General features: G+C 54.1%; 9 protein-coding genes and 5 pseudogenes. 11 read left to right on the top strand and 3 right to left on the bottom strand.

The annotated features are described in order from the left end of the window. Positions 1-5 precede the first annotated feature (5 nt). Positions 6-1,217: a sensor histidine kinase gene (locus CIK76_RS12850; RefSeq protein ID WP_255248460.1), complete on the top strand. Its 1,212-nt coding sequence runs from the start codon at positions 6-8 to the stop codon at positions 1,215-1,217. Positions 1,218-1,222: 5 nt separating this feature from the next. Continuing rightward, positions 1,223-1,912, top strand: a complete 690-nt coding sequence (locus CIK76_RS12845; RefSeq protein WP_096287084.1) for a response regulator transcription factor — start codon at positions 1,223-1,225, stop codon at positions 1,910-1,912. Positions 1,913-1,981: 69 nt separating this feature from the next. Here the strand turns inward: CIK76_RS12845 and metG are convergent, their stop codons facing one another. From metG to CIK76_RS12830, 3 genes and pseudogenes are all read right to left on the bottom strand, one after another. Beyond that, on the bottom strand, positions 1,982-3,532 hold the full coding sequence (gene metG / locus CIK76_RS12840; RefSeq protein ID WP_176484202.1) for a methionine--tRNA ligase: 1,551 nt from the start codon (positions 3,530-3,532) through the stop codon (positions 1,982-1,984). A gap of 57 nt (positions 3,533-3,589) precedes the next feature. Beyond that, positions 3,590-4,594: an NYN domain-containing protein gene (locus CIK76_RS12835; protein WP_096287080.1), complete on the bottom strand. Its 1,005-nt coding sequence runs from the start codon at positions 4,592-4,594 to the stop codon at positions 3,590-3,592. Between the two features lie 83 nt (positions 4,595-4,677). Continuing rightward, a pseudogene (locus tag CIK76_RS12830) lies at positions 4,678-5,397 on the bottom strand (transposase); the annotation flags it as partial. A gap of 304 nt (positions 5,398-5,701) precedes the next feature. On the opposite strand from CIK76_RS12830, the pseudogene istA reads away from it, so the two are divergent. The 9 genes and pseudogenes from istA to CIK76_RS12780 all read left to right on the top strand — a co-directional run. Continuing rightward, positions 5,702-6,403: pseudogene (gene istA, locus CIK76_RS12825) on the top strand (IS21 family transposase); the annotation flags it as partial. 140 nt (positions 6,404-6,543) lie between these two features. Next, complete coding sequence (locus CIK76_RS12820; RefSeq protein WP_096287078.1) at positions 6,544-7,788, top strand: tyrosine-type recombinase/integrase; 1,245 nt, start codon at positions 6,544-6,546, stop codon at positions 7,786-7,788. Continuing rightward, on the top strand, positions 7,785-8,759 hold the full coding sequence (locus CIK76_RS12815; protein WP_096287076.1) for a tyrosine-type recombinase/integrase: 975 nt from the start codon (positions 7,785-7,787) through the stop codon (positions 8,757-8,759). Before CIK76_RS12820 ends, CIK76_RS12815 begins: the two co-directional genes overlap by 4 nt. Continuing rightward, a complete protein-coding gene (locus CIK76_RS12810) occupies positions 8,746-9,765 on the top strand; it encodes a tyrosine-type recombinase/integrase (RefSeq protein ID WP_096287074.1) in 1,020 nt (339 codons plus the stop codon). Before CIK76_RS12815 ends, CIK76_RS12810 begins: the two co-directional genes overlap by 14 nt. A 109-nt stretch (positions 9,766-9,874) precedes the next feature. Continuing rightward, positions 9,875-10,642: pseudogene (locus CIK76_RS12805) on the top strand (IS21 family transposase); the annotation flags it as partial. Beyond that, positions 10,639-11,369 (top strand): annotated as a pseudogene (gene istB / locus CIK76_RS12800) (IS21-like element ISAar7 family helper ATPase IstB). The pseudogenes CIK76_RS12805 and istB, both read left to right, overlap by 4 nt. A gap of 497 nt (positions 11,370-11,866) precedes the next feature. Continuing rightward, positions 11,867-11,947 (top strand): annotated as a pseudogene (locus CIK76_RS19100) (IS5/IS1182 family transposase); the annotation flags it as partial. Positions 11,948-12,058: 111 nt separating this feature from the next. Next, positions 12,059-13,219 carry a hypothetical protein gene (locus CIK76_RS12790; RefSeq protein ID WP_141393555.1) on the top strand — a complete coding sequence of 387 codons (1,161 nt, stop codon included), beginning with the start codon at positions 12,059-12,061 and terminating at the stop codon, positions 13,217-13,219. 964 nt (positions 13,220-14,183) lie between these two features. Continuing rightward, entirely contained in the window at positions 14,184-18,830 is a 4,647-nt protein-coding gene (locus tag CIK76_RS12780; RefSeq protein ID WP_096287068.1) for a CapA family protein, read from the top strand. The last annotated feature ends 550 nt before the right edge of the window (positions 18,831-19,380 follow it).

Below are 19,380 nucleotides of genomic sequence, written 5' to 3'. Positions count from 1 at the left end.
AACAGTTGATCTTTAATAACCCACACCGGCGCATCGACCGGTGGATTCGTTCGAATCCAGGCCGGATCGATTTGTTCACCGGCGCTTTTTATACTTTGATGTGCACAGGGGTCGCGCTTGCCATGGGCGCCGGGGACGGCATGGGTTTCGCCCTTAGTTTATTTGCCATCGCCATTTTGCAATCGGCCCCATTGATGGTTCGCCGCCGCTATCCATGGGGCGTCACGATTGTCGTGGCCTGCGCTCACCTCACGCAGCTGTTCTTCCAGGGATTCTTCCTTCCCTCGCAGCTATCGGTTCCCTTGCTGATTTACACCATGGCCGTCTACGGGAAGCGGTGGCAATCTTTCGCTACCCTAGGCGTTGGGTTGCTCGGTGCGATTCTTGCAACCTTTAACATCTTTGGCCCGGGTTCCTACGGTCAGGCCACCTTGTCCTTTGACATGATCATCTCCTTTGTGGGTTTATCGCTGGTGGTAACGCTGGCCTGGACCTTTGGTGATCTCGCCCGAAGTCGGCGGCAAACTCTCAACGCCTTGCGCGCGCATGCACAACGCTTGGAAAACGAACGGTTGATTGAACGTGAGCTGGCGGCCTCGGATGAACGCAACCATATCGCCAGAGAAATGCATGACATCGTGGCCCACTCGCTCTCGGTGATTATTACCCAGGCAGATGGTGCACGCTACGCGGCAGCCCAGGACCCAAACATTGCGGTTGAAACCTTGAAGACGGTCTCTGACGCGGGGCGTTCCTCACTGCGCGAGATGCGACGCTTGTTGGGCGTGCTGCGCACAGATGAAGAGGTTGATCACCGCCCGTTGCCGACATTGGAAAACATTCCAGACTTGGTTGAAACTGCCCTGAGGTCCGGACTGGAAGTTTATTTTCAGGTGAAAGGATCGCCGCGTCGCCAGTTGCCAACCGGAGCGGAGCTGACCGCGTACCGCTGCGTGCAGGAAGCGCTGACAAATGTCATGAAACACGCGGGCCCAAGGTCAACCACGAACGTGACCCTGAGCTGGACTAATCGAGGTATCGAAATGAGCGTCATCGATGACGGCCGGGGCGCAGGAAGCTTGGGTATCGCTGGCACCGGCCAAGGTCTGCGCGGATTGCACGAACGAGTCTCCCTATACGATGGAACCAGCACCGCTGCTCCGCATCCAGGCGGAGGTTTTGCCGTCTCTGTGTTCATCCCCTACTCCGAGGACTAAATAGAATGACCACCAGTGAGCCAATTACAGTCGCCTTGGTCGATGACCAGCTTCTGGTTCGTAGCGGTTTCCGAATGCTCATCAATTCCCAACCGGATATGAATGTTGTCGCCGAGGCTTCCAACGGACGCGAGGCGTTGGCCTCTCCCTCACTGGCCTCTGCAGACGTCATATTAATGGACGTCCGCATGCCGGAAATGGATGGAATCGAAACGACCGAACGGCTACTGGCTTCTAAGGATCAATCCAAGCCCGCGCCTCGCATCATTGTGCTGACCACTTTTGATATGGACGAGTATGCGTTCAGCGCCATTCAGGCTGGAGCGAGCGGTTTCCTGCTCAAGGATGCCCCTCCCGAAGAGCTGCTGGAATCGGTGCGGACGGTAAACCGCGGGGATGCCGTGATTGCGCCTTCGACGACAAGAAGACTTCTGGACCATATGGCCCCGCTGCTAAAACGCTCATCGCAAACCGACGATACGTTGATGTCCGCCGTAGAGTCCTTGACGCCTCGTGAACGTGAAGTCTTTGGACACATCGCCTTGGGGCGTTCGAATCCAGAGATCGCGAGAGATCTGTTTCTATCCGAAGCCACGGTAAAAACTCATGTGGGACACATTCTTGCCAAGCTCGGTGCCCGTGACCGGGTCCAGGCCGTGGTGATTGCCTACCAGACCGGTGTAGTCAGCGCCTAGCGCTTACCGATTAAACAAAGAGCTCCAAGCTGGGGTTGAAACCAAGCTTGGAGCTCTAAGTTTTCAGACTTACTTTTCTTCTTCGTACCGCGGGAAAACCGGAGCCGGCGCTGGCAATTCGGTTCCCGGCACCAGCACGGTGTCAAAGTTCTCGAAATTGCGTGCAGTCCCCTGCCCTACTGCGAGCAGGTCAAGCATGCCGGTCATAGTCTGCGGGAGGACCGGCTGCAGGAGCATCGCGACCTTGCGAACAATTTCAATAGTCACGTAGAGAACCGTTTCCATGCGTGCTGGATCGGTTTTCTTCAGCTTCCATGGTTCCTGCTCGGCGAAGTACGCGTTGGTGTCGCCCAAGACGTGCCAGACGGCTTCCAAAGCCCGACTGAAGTCTTGGCGGTCATATGCTTCCTGATTGATTTCCAAGAGCTTTGAGGCGGCAGCCAGTATCTGTTCATCGGCTTCCAGCAGCTGCCCGGGTGCCGGCAGGACTCCCCCACAGTTCTTGGCCACCATGGAAAGCGATCGCTGCGCTAGGTTTCCAAAGTTATTGGCGAGATCGCCATTAATGCGCGCAACGATGGTGTCATGGTTGTAGCTACCATCAGCGCCAAAGGTCACCTCACGAAGGAAGAAATAGCGCACCTGGTCGAGTCCATACCGCGCCACAAAATCATCGGGTGACACCGTATTGCCCAAAGATTTGGACATCTTCACACCGTTATTGTGCAGGAAGCCATGAATCATCACGCGCTTGGGCACCGGTAGCTTGGCCGACATGAGGAAGGCCGGCCAGTAGATGGCATGGAACCGGGAAATGTCCTTGCCAATAACGTGAACGTCTGCGGGCCAGTACTTCTGGAAGGACGCCGATTCCACGTCAGGGAAGCCTGCACCGGTCAAATAATTCGTCAGTGCATCGACCCATACGTACATGACATGCTTCTCGTTGCCTGGAACCGGGATTCCCCAGTCGAAGGTTGTGCGCGAAATCGAAAGGTCAGTCAGCCCGCCTTCAACGAAACGAACAACTTCGTTGAACCGTGATCGCGGGGCACCGAAATCAGCATTCTCTTCGTAGTGAGCCAGCAGCTTGTCCTGGTACTTGGACAGCCGGAAGAAATAAGATTCTTCCTCGGTCCAAGTTACCTCAGTGTCGGTTTCGGTCGTGTACCGGATACCGTCTTCGCGTACCACGGTCTGTTCTTCGGTGTAGAAGGCTTCGTCACGAACGGAGTACCAGCCGGCGTACTTGTCCAGATAAATATCGTCGTTGGCTTCCATCCGGCGCCACAGCTCCTGCGCCGCGGCGTGATGGTCCGCGTCTGTGGTCCGAATGAAACGGTCGTAGCTCGTACCCAATTCATCATTCATCGACTGGAACGCATCCGAGTTGCGCTGCGCGAGCTGCGCTGGGGTGATGCCCTCATTCTCCGCAGTCTGCATCATCTTCTGACCATGTTCGTCCGTACCGGTCAGGAAGAAGACGTCATACCCGTCAAGCCGCTTGAAACGCGCCATGGCATCGGTTGCGACAACCTCGTAGGCATGCCCAATATGAGGGGTGCCGTTCGGGTAGGAGATAGCTGTGGTGATGTAAAAGGGTTTCTGCTGAGAAGTCACGATACAAATTTACCTTAGTCAGTGCTGGAAGCTGGATTCTGCGAGGCGATCATCGCGTCACATGATCTGATCCAGATAGTCCCAAAAAGCGCCACGAAGGGTACGACGGATGGTTTGTTGATCCGTTTTCCACTCCCCGAGCACCTGGGCACAGTCCTTCAGTAAAGTTCGGTCGATTTCTGGCGGCAGCTGCGGTTTGTCCGCGACCAGTTCAACAACCTCTGATTGGGTAGTGCTGGCAAGCCAGGACTGAGCTACTTTGGCCCCAATTTCTTCAGCCGCGGTCAGTTCCTTTTGTTCGTAGGCAGCATGGCCATGGAAACCCGAACGTTCGCTATCTGAAGAGTAGACGACTTCCGCTTGAGTCGTTGGCTCGGCGCTGCGCAGAACTTGGGCCTTTTGCGCCAATAAGGCGGGGGTTGGGATTCCAGGTTTTGCTACCGCCGAGGGCTTCGCGGTTGGCGCACCGGCTACCAATGCGGTTTTATCACAATTATCTTTATCCCAGTCAATGATTCGAGTGAATGAACTATCAATCATGGAATCGGGCATCACCTCAATAGCATCGGCCGTCAGAGCTAAGTGTTCGGCCACCGAGGCTACTCCCAAACGGCTCTGGTCCTTTTGCAAACCAAGCAATACGACCTTCATGCCCAAGTCTTGGGCCTCTTCTACTGCTTCGGCCAGGTCGTCATCTCCGGAAACGAGATAAGCAACGGATGCCGATCCATGTCGTGCTACGCCAACCAAATCCAAGGCCAGCCGGAGATCAACACCTTTTTGCTCGCCATTATAGGAAATGCGACCTAGCCGGACTTTTACACCTGGAATCAGGCCAATACGCTTATGCTGTTCGGTAAATAGACCGTCCTTGGAAGCGTCATACCAGTAGACCCGGAGGTTATTCAGTCCCGTATTCTTCTTGACCATCTGGACTATTCCTCGAACTAGAGACTCATAATGCGTGGTGAAGGCCGAACGAAGAGTTGTTCCAGCAACTCTATGCCCGCCCAAGGACAATAAAAACCCGGCATCAACAAATATTGCAGTTTGATTCATCATGATTCGATCGTACGCGACCCCTCAATCACACATTGGTTCAAGTCAACAGTGATCTGCATAGGGGGGTGCCCCTATGTAATAAGTCAAGCTATTTTCAGCTCCGGAACGTCATAAAGTGAACCATCCCGGATCATGGCGAACAGGACTGTGAGTCGGCGGTGAGCCAACGCGATGAGTGCCTGGTTATGGCGTTTGCCTTGAGCACGTTTTCGGTCATAATAGGCCCGGCTGGTCGGATCAAAACGGATGGAGGCGAACGCCGAGAGGAAGAGCGCTCGCTTCAGTCGTTTGTTGCCTGAATGGCTGACGCGTTCGGACTTGATCGAGGTGCCCGACTGGCGCGTGGTCGGTGCCAGGCCGGCGTAGGAGGCCAGCGCTGCGGCGCTGGTGAAGGTCTTGCCGGAGATCTCGGCGATGATGATCGCGGCGGTCCTGACGGCGACCCCTGGCATGGATGTCAGGACCGGGTAAAGAGGGTGGGCCTCCACCATTGCCTCCAAATGCGTGGCCACGTCCACGCGCTGGTCATGCAAGGAGATCAACTGCCGTGCCAAGTGCGGGATGACCAGGCCAGCAGCATCGGTGCCGACCACGACCACTGTTTGCTCATCCAGCGCATGCATGATGGCGCTGGCCCACGCGGTGTGCCGGCGGGCTCCCTGCTTTTTCAGCTTCGCATCGATCCGCGCTTTGCCTGCGTGCTTCAGCAACGCTGGGGTGGGCCAGGAGGCGAGGACCTCCAAAACAGCATCATGCTCCAACCACGGGCCGAGAACGCGTTCCGGCGGCGGGTGGATCTGGGTGTGTGTGATCAACTTTAAGTAGGCCATTACGGCTGAAGAAATAGACCATTTCAGCGGCCACATTTAGGCCATTAAAGCGGTAAGAAGTAGGCCACCCACGCCACCGGGACTGCCAAGAATCCTCCGCAGCCCCGACCGCGGCCACCCATTGATCACCACGCCCAGACGTTGCCCCCCTTTGCCTCGCTCCTGTCACGAAGAAGACAGCAAAGGACATGGGCCCGTCTGGCCAGATAAATTCCTTACGGCGCCCCATTTTGCCTATGTTCGGCGCCGGAAGGTCTGGAAGGAAATGACGGAACCCATGTCCGTGCAAGAAACTATCAGGAAATTAGACTCTGAGGGTATCTCAGGGCGTAAAATCGCCGTTCAGCTGAACCTCAGCCGAGCCACTGTCGCCAAATACCTGCGCATCACCAACTACTCACCAGCCCCGCCCAAAGCGGGTAAACGGCCAGCAGGCTCGGTCATCACCGGCTTCGAGGAAACCATCAGCACCTGGCTCGAAGATGACATCGGCCAACCACGCAAACAACGCCATACCGCCCAACGCATCTTTGACCGGCTCGTGGACGAAGAAAACTACCAGGGCACGTATTCGCCGGTGCAGCGATTCGTCAAACGCTATAAGCAAGAACGCCAGAGCGAGAACGACGGGTTCCTGGAGCTGGATTGGGCCCCAGGCACAATCCAGGTGGACTTCGGCGAAGCTGAGGTCTTCTTGGCCGGCGAGCAAAAAGTCGTGCACCTTTTCGTGGTCACCCTCCCGTACTCGAATATGCGCTTCGCGCAGGCGTATGGGGGTGAAACCTCGGAATGTGTTTGCCACGGGTTGCGGACGGTCTTTGAACACATTGGGGCGGTGCCGCACCGGATGATCTTCGATAACGCCACCGGTGTGGGGCGCAGGGTCAAGACCAAGGTGTTGGAAACGAAATTGTTTGCTGCGTTCAAAGCGCATTACCGGTCCGAAGCGAAGTATTGCAATCCATATTCGGGCAATGATTATTCCGAGGATTACGTTATCCCGAACATGCGTCTGAAGTCCTTTGACCCCGAGGATTTTGAGGGACCTTCCTCGGGATAACAATCCGGGCTTACGCTGACTCACCCCCCCTGTTCACATTCACAAGAGGTGAGAAAGAAATGAAGATCCCCATTGCCGAGCTGATCTCCAAATCCGATACCGTGATCCTCAAGCTCAACCAGGCGCCATCGACGCTGATGCAGTATCGGTGGGCGTGGCACCGCTTCGAGGTGTTCTGTTCCGAAAATGGCATCACCGAGTTCACCGACGAAGGTCTGGCCTCGTATCTGCGGTTCCTGGCCACGGAACTGGCCGCGGGTCGGTTCAAGGAATGGAAATACAAGCTCCTGCGCAAGACGGCGCTGGTCTTGTCTGAGGTCCAGCACACCGGCACATACAGGTGGAAGCTCTCCAGACACACCCGCCCGAATTTTGCGCTCAACCAGGTGTTTCGCCCGGTCCAAGAGCAATTCGAAACGTGGTTGGCCCTCCAAGGACTGGCCCAAGCCACCCAAGACCTGCGTGCCACCGTGGGGCGCCGCGCCTTGGCGTCGTGGCAAGCGCAAGGAATCACGGATCTTGAGGCATTGACTGGTGCAGAGGTGGCCTCCGCCTTGGTATCACTGGCGGAAAACTACCAGCCCGGCAGCATGGGCACGGTACTCTCGGCGATTCGGGTGCTCTGCCGGTTTCTCGAAGAGACTCGAAGCTGCTCGGGTCTCTTGCGGGCTGTTCCACGTAACTTTTCACGACACGTGAGGCATGTGTCCGTGCTGCCGGCCGCGAAGATCGAGCTACTCGCAAATTCGCCCGACCCGGATACGGTCAGTGGAATCCGGGACCGTGCAATGCTGCTGCTGGGCGCACGCACCGGGCTGCGTCCCGTCGACATCGTGGCCCTGCGCCTGCAGGATATCGATTGGCGGCATGGATGCATCACCCTGGCGCAACATAAAACGGGGGCGCTGCTGGTTCTGCCGTTGCTGGCCGATGTCGGAGAGGCCATCGCCGACTACCTGCTGCACGACAGACCCACAGGGACGAACGACGAGCACGTGTTCCTCCGGACCCAAGCCCCGTTCGTAGCCCTGGCGCCAACGAATCGCTTGCATCACATGGCGGCCGGTGCCTTTGCCCGGACAGGATGTGGTTCCCAGCCAGAGATGGGGCACGGTTTCCGGGTGCTGCGGGCATCCCTGGCCACCAGGATACTCGAAGGCGATACGCCGTTGCCGGTGATCTCCGGGGCGCTGGGCCACCGGAGTATTTCCTCGGCCAAGCACTACCTGGCCGCCGACGAGAACCGCATGCGGGAATGCTGCCTTGATTTCACGGGGATCGAACCGCGAGGGACAAGGCCATGAGCGGCTTTGTCAGTGGCTTGGCCCCTCATATCCAGGGTCTGCTGGAGCTGAAGCATGCACTGGGGCTGTCGTATAAAGATTCCGAGCGTCATTTGTTGGCCTTCGACGCCATATGTGCTCAGCACTACCCGGGGCAGAGTAATCTTTCCCGGGAGATGGCCATGGAATGGGTCGTGAAACATCCAGCCGAACATATCAACGGTCAGCTCACGAGGATCGCCCCCCTCAGGCAGCTGGCCAAGCACATGGCCGCGCTGGGAATCGAGGCCTACGTCATCCCGCCAGGCATTCCTGGCCGGCGGATTCGTTACAGCCCGCATATTTTTTCCCATCGGGAGCTGCGTTTGCTCTTTGATGCGGCCGACGCGATCAAGGATTCGCGAATTGGTAGGCAGCGGCATCTGATCATTCCGGTAATGTTTCGGATGATCTATTGCCTGGGCCTGCGCCCGGGAGAGGCGAGGAAACTGCACCGCAACGATGTCGATCTGGCCCGCGGTGCAGTGCTGATTCGTGAGTCTAAGGGACACAAGGACCGGACGGTGTTCCTGTCACCGGATCTTCAGGAGTATTGCCGCCAATACGACGCAGCAATCAGTGCCTTTCGCCCGGATCGGATTCCGTTCTTCTCCAACCGTCAGGGAAACATCTACACCAGTAGGGCACTGGACGGTTGGTTCCATGAGCTTCTGGATGCCACTGCCCCGCTCATCGTGGCGAGTCCCGCTTCGCCTCCGCGGCCCTACGACCTGCGCCACACCCACGTGGTCGAACTGATCAACCGGTGGGCTCGCGCCGGGCGGAACCCGGAGGCGTTGGTTGCCTATCTGAGCCTGCATTTGGGGCATAGCAACACGGAAGATACCTGGTATTACTTCCATCTGGCCGCCGATTTCCACCCCGATCTGCGCGCCATCGCCAACACCCATATTGAATCCATGTTCCCGGAGGCAGACCATGAAATCCGATGAATTCTTCGCCCTGGTGCGCAGCTGGTTGACCAGCTATCTGCCCCGTTCGCGCAGACTCAGCCCACACACGATCCGTTCCTACAAGACGGCCCTGAACACGCTGCTGGCGTTTCTGGGCGACACGCGGTCCTTGAAGCTCGAGCAGGTCGGTTTTGATGCGATCAGCTACAGCAGCATGTCCGAGTTCATCTCGTGGCTCATGGATGTCCGTCACCTGGGCGCCTCCAGCGCGAACCAGCGGCTGGCCGCCGTCAAGTCCTTCCTCTCATACTGCGCCGGGGAGGAACCGGCACTGGTTGCGATCTGGTTGGACGTCAAGAGGGTTCGCCCTGCACGTGCGCCGGAACGTATTCCGGATGCGCTGGTCATGCCTGCGGTGGAGGCGTTGATTCGTGCGCCGGGGCAACAAACCCGCCACGGGTTGCGTGACACCATGTTGATCCTGCTGATGTTCGATGCCGCCGCGCGCATCCAGGAAGTCTTGGACCTACAGCCTGCCGACATCGTCACCACGCCCGGAGGCGGTGCGGTGACGCTGACCGGCAAGGGGCGCAAGGCGCGAACGGTGCCGATCATGGACAAGACAGGGCGCCACTTGGAGCAGTATCTGAAGATGTTTCATCCGGCCCCAATCGATCTGGAGGCGTCGTTGTTCTATACGGTCTGGGCCGGTGGACAGCATCAGATGAGCCAGGACAACGTCGCCTACATGCTCAACAAATATGCGGCCATCGCACGGGAGCAGTGCCCCGAGGTTCCCGAGCATGTGAATGCCCATCAGCTTCGGCATGCGCGTGCGATGCAGATGCTGCGTGCCGGGGTGCCTTTGCCGCATATCAAGGAGTTCTTGGGCCATGCGAATATTTCCACAACCGAAATCTATGCCTCGGCCGATAACCAGATGGTGCGCGAGGCTATCCAGAAGGCTGCCAGCAACACTCCCGATCCCGCTCCGATCTGGGAGGGTTCGGATGATTTGATTCTCCGACTCGCTGGCCTCAAGTAGTTATCCCGAGAAACGAGCGTTGGAAACCACGACAGCACGCCACATACGACGAGTACTCGGGATAACGGAATCCTCGGAATAATCATTGAAATCACGAACTCGTGATTTCAATGAGAAGGGCAACGTTGAGAACGCGGTGGGGTTCCTGCGCCGGAATCTGCTGGTCCCGCTGCCTCATGCGGCGACGTTGGAAGGGCTGAACAAGGTGCTGCTGGAACGGTGTGATCGGCTCGGAGGCAAACCGCATTGGCGGCGTAGGACTCTGATCAAGGACCTCTTCGAGCAGGATGTTCAGGCTGGCTTGGCGTTGCCGGGGGCGGGGTTTGACCCGGTGCGCTACGAGTCGCGTAAAGCCGATAAATACGGCCACCTGCAGGTGGGCACCAATACCTACGCGGCCGGGCCGGTGTTCGCTAGGAGGTCATTGACGGTCGGGATCCGTCACGATGTCATTGAGATCCTCGATGAGCAGGCGGCCGTGCTGCGGCGGTTTCCACGAGTCTTCGGAGTTCATCCGGAAACAATCATGGAGCCCTCCGGGGTGCTCGCGTTGCTGGCGCACCGTCCGGGGGCGTGGGCTAACTCCCCAGTGCGGGCGGTGGTTTCTGATCCCGTGCGTGACTGGCTGGATAGCGCCGTGGCCGAGGACCGGCGCCGGTTGCTGACAGCGTTGGACAAGGCCAGTGAAGCTGCAGGGTTTGAAACCGCGGTGCAGGCTGCAGGGCAGATCATTGAGCAAGGCGATGATCCTGGCCATGAAACGTTGGGCATGCTGGCCAGGAGGTTGGCCGAAGGCACCGAGCCGGAAACCGGGGATGTTGATCTGTCGGTCTATGACAGGCTCTTCGCTGAGCAAGAAGAATCGGTGCTGGCATGAGTCTGGTGAGCGTTGAAGAGTTGGTGCAGGCTGGCCGGGCGGCCTCGATGACCGCTGCGGTGATCTCTGAGTGGGCGCATAAGGGCACGCCGAAACAGCGGGAATTCCTTTATGAGCTGCTCCGAGCCGAGCATGAGTCCAGGACGGCGTCGCGTCATCAGCGGTTGTTGAAGGCCGCGAAGTTCCGGCGTTGAAATCGTTGGTGGGCTATGACTGGACCTCGGTGACGTTCCCACCGGACTATGGGCGTGAAGCGTTGAGTGATTTGGATTTCTTGGAGCATGCCCAGGATTTGGTGCTGTTCGGCGACGTGGGCACCGGCAAAACGCATTTGGCCACCGCGTTGGCGGCCGCTGCGTGCCTGCGGGGCATTCCGGCGAGGTTCTTCACCACCGCGTCGCTGGTGATGACGTTGCGCCGGGCGAAAGATGAAGGCCGGTTGGATAAGGAGCTTGGCTCCATCGCGAAGAACCAGCTCCTTGTCATTGACGAATTTGGGTACCTTCCGATCGATAGCGAAGGTGCCAGGTTGTTGTTCCAGGTCATTGCTGATGGGTATGAGAAGCGGAGTCTGGTGCTGACGACGAATTTGGAGTTCAAGCGTTGGGGCACCGTGTTCGGTGATGACAATATGGCTGCTGCGGTCATTGACCGGATTGTTCACCATGGCAGGCTGTTGCAGTTCCGTGGGCAGTCGTACCGGGTGAAACACGCGTTGATGAAATGAGCGGCGAACACGATGAACTGCGCCAGGAACATGCCGAAGAACAAGTTGAGGAAGGGAACCTGATGGGCGAGCAGGCCACGGGACGGTGGCCCCTGAAGGGCGCACTTTGGAGGAAGATCTGGAATTGCTGGCCAGCGGGGAAGGAACGGGCTGGTGGGATGAGTCCGGTCGGCCGGCTCCATGGCCGCAGGATTTTCTTGACCCTGCTGCGGGGTGGTCCCAAGACGGGATGCTGGCTGTTGACTGGGTGCAGGGAGCTGTGGTTCCTGAGAGGAAGTCCGTGCGGCAGTTGATAGAGGAGTGGGACGGCGCCCAGCCACCTTTCTAAGTGCTGCGATGCTGCTGGGGCAGGCCGTGAATCCTTGTGTTTACGGGGTTTTTGGTCTGTTTCGGCGGCGTTAGCGCTGACATGGCCCATTTCTGCGCCGAGATGGCTTACTTTTTACCGCTTTAATGGCTCACTTTAACTTGACGAAACACACCAATTCAAGGCACTTATCCCCGAAGGCAAAGACGAGCACCCATGGGGATGCCACCGCCCACGGATCAGCGACCGGATCATCTTCGAGAAACTCGTCCCGGAAATGCACTACTCGCGGATTCGGGTCAGAGAATGCATACGCCCTGGTGTTACGATAAGCTTAAGTGGTTTGAAGTCCAGTCAGTACATGGAACGGCGGAACCTTTACTTGAAGACCATCACAGTTAAGAACGTCAAGACGCAAGCCAACTCAGCCAATTCAACGGCCCGCTTAGTCTTTACCATTCAGACTGAATCGGGCGAACATGATCTCTGGTTCCAAGTTTCGGAACAATGGGCCAGATATTTCACGGATGATCGTTGCGATCCTGCAGTTGTCGCTCTCGTTCGTTTTGCCATACGTCTTGGATACGGCAAGATTGTGTCAGAATGGCCGATTTCGCGCGAGCTAGCCTATAATCTCCAGTACCATGTGATTCCGCAACTCAGATTAGCTAAAGGAAGCGCCGGACAGTCTCTTGACTTGGAAATGCCCATAGAGGACAGCGTATTTCAGGGTCGCGGTGTTGGTTCTGGTATGTCCTTGGGAGTTGATTCTTTCGCAACGCTTTCAGAGTATTCAAAGTCCTCGCCTTTGGAAGAGTATAGGATCACTCATTTCACCTATTTCAATGTTGGCGCTCACCACGGACAGGACGCTACGCTGGGAAATAGTAAACTGACCTCACGTCAACTCTACGAGGGCCAGCTCGCCAAAGCTCACCAATTCAGTGCCGAAAATAGCTACGATCTGGTTGTGGTTGATTCCAACTTGTCAGCGTTCCTGAGAGCGGCTTTCGGAAGAAGCTACTTCTCATACTCCCACACCTACCGAAATGTCGCCGCTGCGATGAGTCTGCAAAAACTATTCAGTAAATATTACTATTCATCGGCATATAACCTGGATAATTTCTCTTTCTCTTTGACGTATGATGCGGCTTCTTACGAAAAGTGGCTACTGCCTTACCTGGGCACAGGCAGTATGAGATTTTACAATTCTAATCAGTCTTGGAATCGACTAGAAAAGACTGAACTCGTGGCAAAGATGCCTGAAAGTTTCCGTTATCTAACAGTTTGCCTATTGGGGATTGAAAATTGTGGAAAATGCGATAAATGCCGCAAAACGCTAATGGCACTCGACGTTCTTGGGGAAACCGTGCTTGATGGATACGCCGAAGCATTTGACCTTGACGAGTACAAGGAAATATCACGCGGTGAATGGTTTGGCGATTTGGAAACATTGATGAATAGAAAAGGTCTCTACGGAGTAGATATGCAAGACATTCATCACTATGCGACGAAATCCAAATTCCCGCATTTACCGATCTGACGACCACTATGGTCAGGAATACGAGTGACAAATACACTGTAGGCGAACTTTTACATCTGAGAAGTCGGACGCTCAATTTCGGCGGAAGGTCAGTGTTTTTTGCTGACCTCGGCAAAGGAATTCCTCGGGGTGGATTCTGCACGAAGATAGCTTCACGGGTGGGGATTGCCTTCGTGGGCCTTAAGCGAAGGACCTGGAAGCACCACCAATTCTTTGGCAGACTGAACATTGAGTATGTCTTTTCTTCTTTTCAGAAGGGGGGGATCCTTTATGCTTCTGTGGATTATCTGAGGGAGTTTATTGTGACGCCTATTACGGCCTCCCTATGGGAGTTGGCTGCCTAGCCATCGCTCGGCACATACCAGCTGATCATTTCTTTCACCCATCGGCGTATTCCAATTCAATTCACCCTGTTTGGATTCAAGCGCGGAGCGATTTATGAAGGTTTGACACCCGTGTCCCTCGGTAACCGTTAGGCGGCCATTTTGGATATCGAAAATTTAGTTGAAGGATACTTTCATAAGCGCTGATCTAGAACTGCCGGCTAGCAATTTTGAGATACACAATGTTCCCGCACGCTGACTACTATGCAGCCATTGCGCTTCAGTTTTCGGGTGGTATCGGAGGGCTCATAGCTGATTTTCTAAATTACTCGGATGATTCCGATCGCGGTAGTCAGATTGACCGTTTTTGAAATGGCATCGAAAAAGTTCTATGCATTTCTCAGGCAACTTGTGATTGTCCTTCTTCACAAAACAACGACATTGTATCAATGGCTCTACCACTCAAAGCGTTCGGGAAAATGTATGAATCACGAGCATGCACGTAGCCTTAATGCGAAAGGTGACGACCCTGGTTGAATCCTTCTTAGTCTCCAAAAGATAATTCTTCATTATCCACCGATCGAAACTTATTTTTTTATCAGTAGACTACAATTTTCCTACATTATCATCAAAGGACTATTTTGAAAACTAATTCGAAGAAACTAGACGAGTCGCACTCCGCTGAATCAATTATCGTCGATGGTATGAATTTTCTAATTTCAGAAACTTCAGCTGCCTTAGTGTCTGGTTTGGGCACTAGGGGCATCGTCCGAATTCCTTTAGAAGTATCCGGCATTTCGGTAACTTCAATTGAAAACGAAGCTTTTGCTGAAAACGATCAACTTACAGATATTGAACTCCCTGCTGGTATTGAACGAATTGGAGCGCGAGCTTTTCGAGCTTGCACCTCGCTCCAGTCCGTGGTCCTTCCGTATGATTTGAGGCGCATAGAGTCCGAGGCATTTGCAGGATGCTCCGCGCTTGCCGAGTTGCCACACTTTGTCGGGACCGGTCCAACCGACGAACGTAAAGTGGTACGATCCATTGTCGAGCACGCGCTACCTGTGACATTGCAATATTTGGGCGAACGAGCCTTCGAAAATTGTTATTCTCTCAAGAAAGCGGTAATTCCTTTTCAGGTTAAGGAAATTGGGTCTCGTGCCTATGCTGGATGCTCATCGCTCGAGAATCTATGGCTCAATTCCGGTCTTGAAGAAATCGCCACCGGGGCATTTTATGGTTGCGATTTGCTGAGCGAGGTACATGTACCGGAATCCGTAGTTTTCGTAGGTGTTTCGGCGTTTCCTACTAATACTACGCTAATCTGTTCAGCCGGATCGCCTGCTGATCTCTGGGCAAAAGATACTGGGCTGGAAGTGCGAAATGGCGGATTTCCAAAAGCACTAATAGATTCCTCTTTTGGGCGGGAAACGGGTTACACCGTTTCCAAACTCCTTGGCTCGCCTGCAGATCTAGAAGCTTATCTCGACCTTTTTGAAAATCGCCCAGCTTTAGATGAATTTCAGGGTTCTGTTCGCGGGGCTTCTGAATCTGATGTAAATTTGTCCCGCTTTCATCTTGACGGCGATGTATACCGGTTGAAAGATAGCCTCCCCCAAGGGGACGTCACGATCTCCATGGTTGGCGACCTCATGTGTGGATTCCGGCAGCAGGTAAGTTCATTGCGTGACGGCGTCTATGACTTCACAGAGAATTTCCGGTATGTGCAGCCCCTGCTTGAAAAATATGATCTTTCAATTGGCAATCTCGAATCGATGTTTGCGGATGCGTATCCATATATGCATGAGCGAAAATTTGTGGATGACCGACCGCACCTCAACTCGCCGTTCGCATTCTTAACTGCGGTGAGAAATGCAGGGTTTGATGTCGTCATGAATGCTCAGAACCACATGTATGACACTGGAATGAAGGGCATACTACAGACTCTCGATTCGCTCAACCGCGCAGAACTTATACATTGCGGGCTGTACGCAGGTGAAGACGAAAGTCGCTACACGATGATCGAGATCAAAGGGATGCGCATCGCTCTAGTTGCTTATCTGGATCCTATCCGGCAGAAGATGAAGCAGCATAATTTCACTGCTGCCGGACTGGCGGCTGCTGCGAGTCTCCTCGATGCAGAGAAAGTCGCGGCTGATATCTCCTTGGCCAAGGCAGCGGGCGCAGAATTTGTGCTTGCTTATTGTCACTGGGGAAATGAGTACACTGACACAATTGCGAAACGGCAAGTTGACTTCGCAAGAATGGTGGCAAATGCTGGAGCCGACTACATTTTTGGTTCTCACTCTCATTGCCCACAGCACTACACGACCGTTCGATCCTCCGATGGTCGAATCGTGCCAGTTGTTTATTCGGGCGGCAATTTCATCGCCGATATTCAGCGTAAAAAGCCGATTACGCAGGACTCATTCATTGGCTCGCTTACTCTAACGCGTGACGGTAACCAAAAGGTTGTTGTGAAAAATGATGGCTTTATCCCGGCTAAGATCATCGACCATTTGGACATCCGTGGGTTTTCAACCGTCGTGCCTAGCGAAGTTCTAGTTTCAGGGGATCTAGACTATTCGATTCTTGATGCTGAAGCGGACAAATATCGTATAAAAACTTCATTGGGTGCACAATACCGACAGTTAGATTTGGATCTGAAACCGGTCGATGTAAGCCCGGTTAAGGGTGATGATCTCGCCGACAAACTTGTCGAGAAATTCTCGATTCGCGAACCTCGTTTCACGCCACTCTCTGATAAGTCTCATTCCGAGCGTGCTAAACATGGCAGCCGTTTCGTGCCAGACGAAGAGACGCATCATTGGAAACAAACTGAGTCAGGTGCCAAGAATGAAGCCGTTATCTTATGTGCAGGTTTACTGTCCTATGATCGGGCAATTGAGCAAACGGCTTCGCTAGACCGCGAATATGATTTCCGGCCTGCGTTCAAGAGTTTGCGCTCTTGTTTTGAGACGGCAGATCTGGCCATAGCTAGTCTAAATTCGGTTGTCGCTGATAATTTTCCCTCCATTGCGACTCTTGGTGGAATGCACGTTGCAGGACACTACGCGAATGCTCGCAAAGAGTATCTCGACGGGATTAAGTTTGCCGGATTTGATTGCCTCGCGCTTGCGAATCCTTACAATCTCGATGCAGGTGTTCGCGGGATCGCATCCACAGAAGAGGCAGTCAGGGCTGCTTCGATGATTCCGAGTGGTTTGGGTAGCGCGAAATCACCAATTATTGACGTAAATGACATAAAAATTGCGGTCTTGTCTTTCTCAATGGAACTATACCGAACTCGAACCATGATCACAGATGCTGGAGCATCAGAGCTTCTCAACGGTTTCACTGCTGAGAAAGTCGAGGCCGCCGCTCGGGCCGCTAGAGAACAAGGTGCCCAATTTATTCTTGGATATTTGGACTGTAGCTCCTCGAATAAGCCTTACAGCCGAGCTCAGCGTCTAGAATCAGCAAAAATCATGGCCGAAGCAGGCTTCGATTATGTTATTTGTAGTCGAGCGATGGTGGTCAGCCGGATCTATGTACATGAGACTCTGGACAAGCGGCGTGTACCGATCGCTACTTCACTCGGCACGCTTGTGTCCGGATCAGTGAATCCAAAGCACAGCGAATCCGCGCTCCTCCGCCTCGTGGTACGTATTACTGCAGAGGGCGCTATCGATGTGGATCAAAGCTACATTCCTATCCAGAGGTACGCTCCAGTTTTGGAGGGGTTCCCGACTTCGCTACCTATGCATCCCTTTTACAAATCTCATCTCGGCACGAAAGCGATTTCTGATACCACGAGTCGAGTTTCATACTTGCTTGGAACCAATCTTAAGTTGGACCGATCACGAACAATCAGTATTGCGTCAGATTTCCAGCCCAACCTGACACCGGAAGAGATCTGCCAGGCACTGGGGACTGAATTCTCTCCTTCCGACGCTGACTTATTGAGAACGTCAATGCAGTCCCGAATTCCAGGGATTGTCACCCGCAAGGGCGATGTGAAGGCTGGGTGCGCAGTGGTTCTAGTGAAGCACACGAGTTCACGTCGCCATCTCGACCAAATGGTAGCGGCAGATGCGGCCTCTCTAGGTGCACGGTTCGTCATTTCGGAAGCACCTCAAAAGGGTATTCCGACGTTGGTTGTGGAGAATGCTTGGCGTGCCTACAAAGTACTCATGAAACGTATACGCCGTCGCTACAATCCGATCACCGTTGCAATCACCGGAACGGCCGGTAAAACCACTACGAAAGAGCTAATGGGTGGTGTTTTTGATCGAAATTACCAGACCATGCATATCGCCGGGAATAACAACACACTGACTACTGCGTCCTTAGTCCTCCAGAAACTTCGAGCTTCAGATGAGGCGTATATTCAAGAGGTCAACGGTGGCACACCTCGTTCCGCTAGTCAAGTCTCGCGATTAATTAGACCTGATATTGCTGTTATCACGGCAATTGGCGAAGGTCACCTTGATCAGATGGGTTCAATTGAGAACATCATCAAGGGAAAAATGCAGATCACAGACGGGTTGAAGCCCGACGGTGTTCTCATATTGAATAATGACAACGAATATCTTCGAGCACAGGATCCTCCGGTTCGTACAATTCGGTACAGTATTTCGGATTCCAGCTGTGATTACTTTGCTCGCAATATTCAGAATTCTGGAGATGATCTTGTCTTCGAAGTGGTATGTGCGGACGGTGCGTTCGAAGTTTTGCTACATGCGCAGGGTCTACACAATGTGGGGAACGCCTTGGCCGTGTTTGCAGCTTCACGTGAGGCTGGGATTGCGCCGCATAGGATCGTTGCCGGGCTTTCCCGATATCAGACTGCATCTATCAGACAGAATCTTGTAGAAGTTGGAGGGTATCGTCTTTTGATTGATGCCTATAACTCCAACATTCTCTCAATGGGGCTGGCATTGGAGGCTCTAACTACACTGAGCTTGGCTGACGGGGGACGTCGCATCGTAGTCATGGGTGACATGGGAGAGCAGGGAACGAAACTTCAAGAGAACCACGAAGCTATTGGTACTCTGATAGGAGAACTGCCTGTGGATCTCCTATTGTGCATAGGTGAAGGATCAAGATTTACTGCGGAGAAAGCACGATTGACAGGAATGAAGGTGCTCCACTTCGACAATTTTGAACATCTGATCCTTGCAACGCGTGACTCGATTCGTCCTGGAGATGCCATTCTTTTCAAGGCAGCTGGCTCGGTGAAGCTTTCGGAACGCGTGATTTTCCCATTATTCGGAACTATCGTATAACCCCGATTCCGTTTACTTAGCGCTCTGATGTGTTAATCTTTACTTCTGGTGCACGCAGCGGATGGGTGAAACCCGAAAGACCAGAATGACCTTCAGGCCAAGTCTCTCTGGGTGCAGGGTTCTGGACATGCTCAAACCAAGCCCATCAGAAGATCCCTGAGAAATCGGGGATCTTCTACGTTAAATCCCTTTTAAATCCACCTCGTACCTCCTGTTTCGTGCCAAAGCCTTAGTAAGTACTTTTCATCCACGCTGAAGCTTCTTCAACAGCTCTCGAAGCTCGGCAGAAACTTCAGTGTATAGCAGAGGCTTTTGGTAGTAGGTGTGCGCCTGTATAGCAGAGGCTTTTGGTAGTAGGTGTGCGCCGAATGGATGCGCCGAATGGATAGCACCGATGTAACGACAGGGTAGCGCTCATACGGCATTCTCGGCAGGATAAGCCTTTCACCCACGACACCGACGTCGTGGCCGTCGAAAGGAATCATCCGTCATGGCTGATTACCGGAAAATCATGCTCTTGCTGTTGCAAGTGAATATTTGACTCTTTGAG

The sequence above is a fragment of the Glutamicibacter sp. BW80 genome (assembly GCF_002332385.1).
Lineage (GTDB): Bacteria > Actinomycetota > Actinomycetes > Actinomycetales > Micrococcaceae > Glutamicibacter.
The sequence above is the reverse complement of the archived record's forward strand: the minus strand, read 5'-3'. Positions and strand labels throughout refer to the sequence as shown.